This is a genomic window from Streptomyces anatolicus, assembly GCF_019400875.1.
In the GTDB taxonomy this organism is placed as follows: Bacteria; Actinomycetota; Actinomycetes; order Streptomycetales; family Streptomycetaceae; genus Streptomyces; species Streptomyces anatolicus.
The window spans coordinates 1-5,547 of the sequence record NZ_WMBF01000424.1 but is presented as its reverse complement, the minus strand read 5'-3'; the positions used below and the strand labels follow the sequence as shown (position 1 = coordinate 5,547).

Annotated in this window: 5 protein-coding genes; all 5 read left to right on the top strand. The window is 73.2% G+C overall.

All coding sequences use genetic code 11. The annotated features are described in order from the left end of the window. Positions 1 to 650 (top strand): CIS tube protein (locus GKQ77_RS26590; protein ID WP_219691467.1); only part of this gene is annotated, 650 nt, incomplete at its 5' end. 19 nt (positions 651 to 669) lie between these two features. Next, positions 670 to 2,565, top strand: a complete 1,896-nt coding sequence (locus GKQ77_RS26585; RefSeq protein WP_219691466.1) for a VgrG-related protein — start codon at positions 670 to 672, stop codon at positions 2,563 to 2,565. 59 nt (positions 2,566 to 2,624) lie between these two features. After that, positions 2,625 to 3,038 (top strand): GPW/gp25 family protein, encoded by a 414-nt coding sequence (locus GKQ77_RS26580; protein WP_125515608.1) that lies wholly within the window; start codon positions 2,625 to 2,627, stop codon positions 3,036 to 3,038. A 6-nt stretch (positions 3,039 to 3,044) separates the two neighbouring features. Continuing rightward, positions 3,045 to 5,024: a putative baseplate assembly protein gene (locus GKQ77_RS26575; protein ID WP_219691465.1), complete on the top strand. Its 1,980-nt coding sequence runs from the start codon at positions 3,045 to 3,047 to the stop codon at positions 5,022 to 5,024. After that, a partial coding sequence (locus tag GKQ77_RS26570) for a phage tail protein (protein ID WP_258022007.1) occupies positions 5,021 to 5,547 on the top strand: 527 nt, incomplete at its 3' end. The genes GKQ77_RS26575 and GKQ77_RS26570, both read left to right, overlap by 4 nt.

Here is a 5,547-nt window from a genome sequence, read left to right as displayed (position 1 = left end):
AGATCGGCGAGGTCGAGTTCCAGTTCAACCCGACGCAGCTCCAGATGGCCCGCTCCGCCGAGTGGCGGACACAGCCCGCGGTCGCCTATATGCGGGGCGCGCCGCCGAAGTTCACCGGGTCCGTGCCCGCCACGCTCCAGCTGGAGGTGTTCCTCGACTCGTCGGGCGAGCCGAACTCCGGCAAGGTGCAGAAGCAGGTGGAGCTGCTGCTCTCCTGCTGCGAGGTGACGCCCCAGAGCGTCACCTCCAAGCGGCCCTCGCCGCCCTGGGTGCGGTTCTCCTGGGGGTCGTTCAACACCGTGCGGTTCGTGGCGTACGTGACCAGTGTCAGCGCGACCTTCACGCTGTTCAATCCGACGGGCGAGCCGATCCGCGCGACCTGCGCGCTGTCGCTCACCGAGGTGGCGATGCCCACCAAGGGGCAGAACCCGACGTCCGGCGCGCTCTCCGCCCGCCGCGTGCACCGCACCGTCGCCGGGGACTCGCTGGCCTCGCTCGCCTGGCGGGAGTACGGGGACGCCACCCGCTGGCGGCTGATCGCCGAGGCCAATGACATCGACGACCCGATGCGGCTGAGACCCGGCACGGAACTGCTGCTGCCCGCCGCCGAAGAGGCCCGCCCGGCCCGCGCCCACGTGGAGTCCGCATGAGTGAGAAGACGTACACGCGATGAGTGAGAAGACGTATACGAGCGTCCTGCACGCCGAGATCGGCGGTTCCCGGCTGCCGGACAAGCTCGCCGTGCTGCTCGTCGAGGGCTGGGTGGACTCCAGCGTGAACGTGCCGTCCGCCTTCCAGCTGACCTTCGCCGACGCGGGCGGCGACATCCTGGAGAAGTTCCCGCAGATCAAGGTGGGCGCCAAGGCTGTCCTGTGCCCCTTCACCGACGGGGTGCGCGGCAAGCCCATGCTGACCGGCGAGGTGACCGCCCTGGAGGTGGACGCCGACGCGGGCGGCAAGTCCCTCGTCGTACGCGGCTACGACCCCGGCCACCGGCTGCTGCGCAACCGCCGCGTGCAGGGCTTCCCGAACATGACGGCCTCCGACATCGTGCGCCGGGTCGCCGCCCTCAGCGGCCTGGGGCTCGGCAAGGTCGACGCCACGCCCACGGTCTACGAGCTGGCCACGCAGCCGAACATCACCGACTGGGACTTCCTCTCGCGCCTCGCCCAGGAGAACGACACCCATCTGTCGTTCGACGAGGACGGGAAGCTGTGCTTCGCGAAACTGACGCCCGCCGCGGGCGCGCCCGCCGACACGACCCCGGCCGCGCAGAGCCCGTACGTCCTGGAATTCGGGCACAACGCGCTGCACAGCCGGGTCGCGGTGACCGCCGCCGGGCAGGTCGCCACGGCCGGGGTGCGCGGCTGGGACATGCGGGCCAAGCGCGCCCTGTCGGCGCAGTCCCCGGCCGTCACGAGCAAGGACATCGTCGCCGACATCACCCCCGCGCAGCTCTCGCAGCCGTTCGGCAGGGCCGAGCTGACGGACACCGGGACGCCGTACACGACCCAGGCCCAAGTCACCCACGCGGCTAGGTCGTTGGCCGAGGACGTGACGGGCTCCTTCGCGGAGGTCGAGGTCGCGGTCACCGGCAACCCCGAGCTGCGGCCGGGGCAGCCCGTGGCGCTGAAGGGGGCCGGGTTCCCCTTCGAGGGGAAGTACACGGCGACCGGAGTGCGTCATCTCTTCGAGTCGGGGCGGCCGTTCACGACGTGGCTGACCGTCTCGGGGCGGCAGTTCCGCTCGCTGTACGGTCTCGCGTCCGGGGGCGCCGACGCCGCCCCGCCGATGCCGGGCGTCGCCATGGCCCTGGTCAGCAACGCCAAGGATCCGCTCCGGATGAACCGCGTGAAGCTGCGGTTCCCCTGGCTCTCGGACACGTACGAGAGCGACTGGTGCCGTATCGCGCAGCTGGGCGGGGTGCGGGGCGGCGGGCTGATGCTGCCCGAGGTCGGTGACGAGGTGCTCGTCGCCTTCGACCGGGGCTCGCTGGAGCATCCGTATGTGCTCGCGGGTCTCTACAACGGCGTCGACAAACCGACGCCGGGTACGGACGGGCTGCCCGCGGTCGATCCGACCAGCGGCCGTGTCAACTGGCGCTCGATCGCCTCGCGCAGCGGTCACACCGTCGAGCTGGTGGACGCCAAGTCCCGTATGAAGAGCGGTATCCGGCTCCAGACGGGCAACGGGCGGCTCACCGTCCACATGGACGAGACGCGCACCAGCGTGACCATCCGGAGCGACGGCTCGGTCTCCATCTCCGGGACCCGCAACGTCAGCATCAGGGCGGGCGGCAATCTGTCGCTGACCGCGGGCGGCTCGCTGACGATGAGCGCCGGCGGGGCGGTCGACATCAAGGCGGGCGCCAAGTTCGGCGTCACCGCGGGAGCCATGGCGGACATCAACGCGGCCGGTGCCGTCAGTCTGAAGTCGGCCGGTGCCGTCGCCGTCAACGCGGCCGCCGCGGTCGCCGTCACCGCGGTCGGCGCGGTCGCGGTCAACTCGGTGGCCACGGTCACGCTGAACGCCCCGGCCGTGCTCCGCAACGGCCTGCCTTTCTAGTGGGGTTGATCCAGTGAGGACGAGGGGCGTGACCAGGGTGGCCAGGGAGGTGGAGGGACATGAGTGAGCAGTTCGTCGGCGCGGGCTGGACGTTCCCGCTGCGCACGGACGCGGGCGGCGGCATCGCGCTGGCCCGTCGCGAGCGGGAGATCGAGGAGTCGATCCGGCTCGTGCTCGCCACCGCGCCCGGCGAGCGGCCGATGCGGCCCGAATTCGGCTGTGCCGTCCACGACTTGGTGTTCGCGCCCGTCAATGAGGCGACGGCGGGCCGCATCCGTTACGAGGTGCGCTCCTCGCTCGACCGGTGGGAGCCCCGCATCGAGGTCCTGGACGTCGAGGTCAGCCCGGCGCCCGACGACCCGTCCGTCCTGTTCATCGACGTGAGCTACACCGTGCGCGGCGTCAACAACCCGCGCAGCCTCGTCTTTCCCTTCTACGTGATCCCGTCCACGGAATCAGAGAGCGGAGTCTGAAGTCCGATGGCCCTGCCCGCACCCCACCTCGACGACCGGCGCTTCCAGCAGTTCGTCGACGACGCCAAGCGCTACATCCAGCAGCGCTGCCCGGAGTGGACCGACCACAACGTCTCCGACCCGGGCGTCACCCTCGTCGAGGCGGTCGCGCACATGGCCGACCAGGTCGTCTACCGCCTCAACCGCGTGCCGGAGAAGAACCACCTGGCCTTCCTCGACCTGCTCGGCGTCACCCTCTTCCCGCCCTCGGCGGCCCGCGCCGACGTCACCTTCTGGCTCTCCGCGCCCCAGGCCGAGCCGGTGGTGCTGCCCGCCGGGACGGAGGTGGCCACCGGCCGCACCGAGACCGAGGAGGCGGTGGCCTTCGCGACCGAGGCGGATCTGACGGTGGTGCCCTGCGAACTGGACGCCGTGCTCCGCCAGGAGGCCGGCGGCACACCGCAGGACTGCGGGCAGGACGTGTTCGGCGGGCGTGACGTGGGCGTCTTCGCCGAACATCCCCGGCCCGGCGACACACTCCTCTTCGGGCTCAGCGCGGCGGTGCCCGCCTGCGTGGCCGTACTGCAACTGGACAGCCGCGTGGACGGCGTCGGCGTCGACCCGCGCCAGCCGCCGCTGGTGTGGGAGGCGTGGACCGCCGAGGGGTGGACGGAGTGCGAGGTGGAGGAGGACTCCACCGGCGGCCTCAACCGGCCCGGCGACGTGGTCCTGCACATCCCCGCCGGGCACCTCGTCTCCCGGATCGGCAGGCAGGACGCGGGCTGGCTGCGCTGCCGGGTCGTCGAGGCCGCCCAGGGCCAGCCGTTCTACAGCGCGTCCCCGACCGTGCGGGCCGCGTCCGCGTTCACCATCGGCGGCACGACCACCGTCGCGCACGCCGAGGTCGTACGCGACGAACCGCTCGGCGACTCCACGGGCGTGCCCGGGCAGCGCGTGCGGCTCGCGCAGGCGCCGGTCGTCGCGGACCGGCCGCCGCTGCTCCTGGAGGTCGCGGAGGACTCCGGGACCTCCGACGAGGAGGCTCCGGGCTGGCAGGCGTGGCAGGTCGTGGACCACTTCGCCGCGTCGGGCCCGTACGACCGCCACGTCACCCTGGACGCGGCGACCGGCGAGATCGCCTTCGGGCCCGCGGTCCGCGAACCGGACGGCACGCTGCGGCAGTTCGGCGCGGTGCCCGCCAAGGGCGCCGCGATCCGCGCCACGCGCTACCGCACCGGCGGCGGGCGCGCGGGCAACGTGGCGCGCGGCGCGATCCAGGTGCTGCGCAGCTCCATCCCGTACGTGTCCCGCGTGGAGAACCGTGAGGCCGCGCGCGGCGGAGTGGACGGCGAGACCGTGCAGGAGGCGAAGGTGCGGGCGCCGATCGCGCTGCGCGCGCAGGAGCGCGCGGTGACCGCGCGCGACTACGAGGAGCTGGCGCGGCGCGCGGCGCCCGAGACGGCCCGCATCCACTGCCTGGCGGCGGAGGCGTCCGACGCGGGCGAGAACGCGGTCCGTGTCCTCGTCGTCCCGCAGGCCGTGCCGGACCGCGGCGGCCGCCTGCGCTTCGAGCAGCTGGTGCCGGGCGACGAACTCCTCGCCCGCGTCACGCACTTCCTCGACGACCGCCGCCCGATCGGCACCCGGCTCGCGGTCGGGCCGCCCTTCTACCAGGGCGTCACGGTCGTCGCCACGCTCCACTCGTTCCGCGCCGCCGAGGCCGAGCGGGTGCGGGCCGACGCCCTCGACGCGCTCTACGCCTACCTGGACCCGCTGACCGGCGGGGCGCACGGGGCGGGCTGGCCGTTCGGGCGTCCGCTGCGCGCCGGTGAGATCTTCGCCGCGCTCCAGCGCGTGCCGGGCGTGGAGCTGGTCGACGAGGTCCTCCTGCACCCCGCCGACCCCCTCACCGGCCGCCGGGGCGACGCCACCGACCGCATCGAACTCACGCCGTCCGCCTTGCTGTTCCCGTTCGACCACCGCGTACGTGTCATCGAGGCGCGATGAGGGCGGCCGAGTCCCGGCCGGCGGATCTGCGCAAGGCGGGGCCGCTCAAGGCGGCGGGCGGCCACGCGGCTCCCGGCGCGGGAAGCATCCCGGGAAGCGGCCCCGGAAGCGGCCCGGGGCGTGGTTCGCTGCCCGGGCTCGTCTCCGCGCACCCGCTAGGCGAGCAGTTGCCGGCCGTGTTCGCGGACGACGACTTCGCGTTGCGGTTCGTCTCCGGGCTCGATGTCGTGCTCGCGCCCGTCTTCACCGTCCTGGACTGTCTGGAGGCGTACTTCACGCCCGCCCTGGCGCCGGAGGACTTCCTCGGGTGGCTGACGGACTGGGTCGGCACGGAGCTGGACGGCACCGAGCCGCTGCCGACGCGCCGGCACGCGGTGGCCTCCGCCGTCGCGCTGCACCGCGTCCGCGGCACCCGGCGCGGCCTCTCCGCCGCCGTCGAACTCGCCTTCGGCATACGGCCGCAGATCAGCGAGAGCGGCGGCGCGTCCTGGTCCGCGCGCCCGCTCGGTCCCTTCCCCGGCAC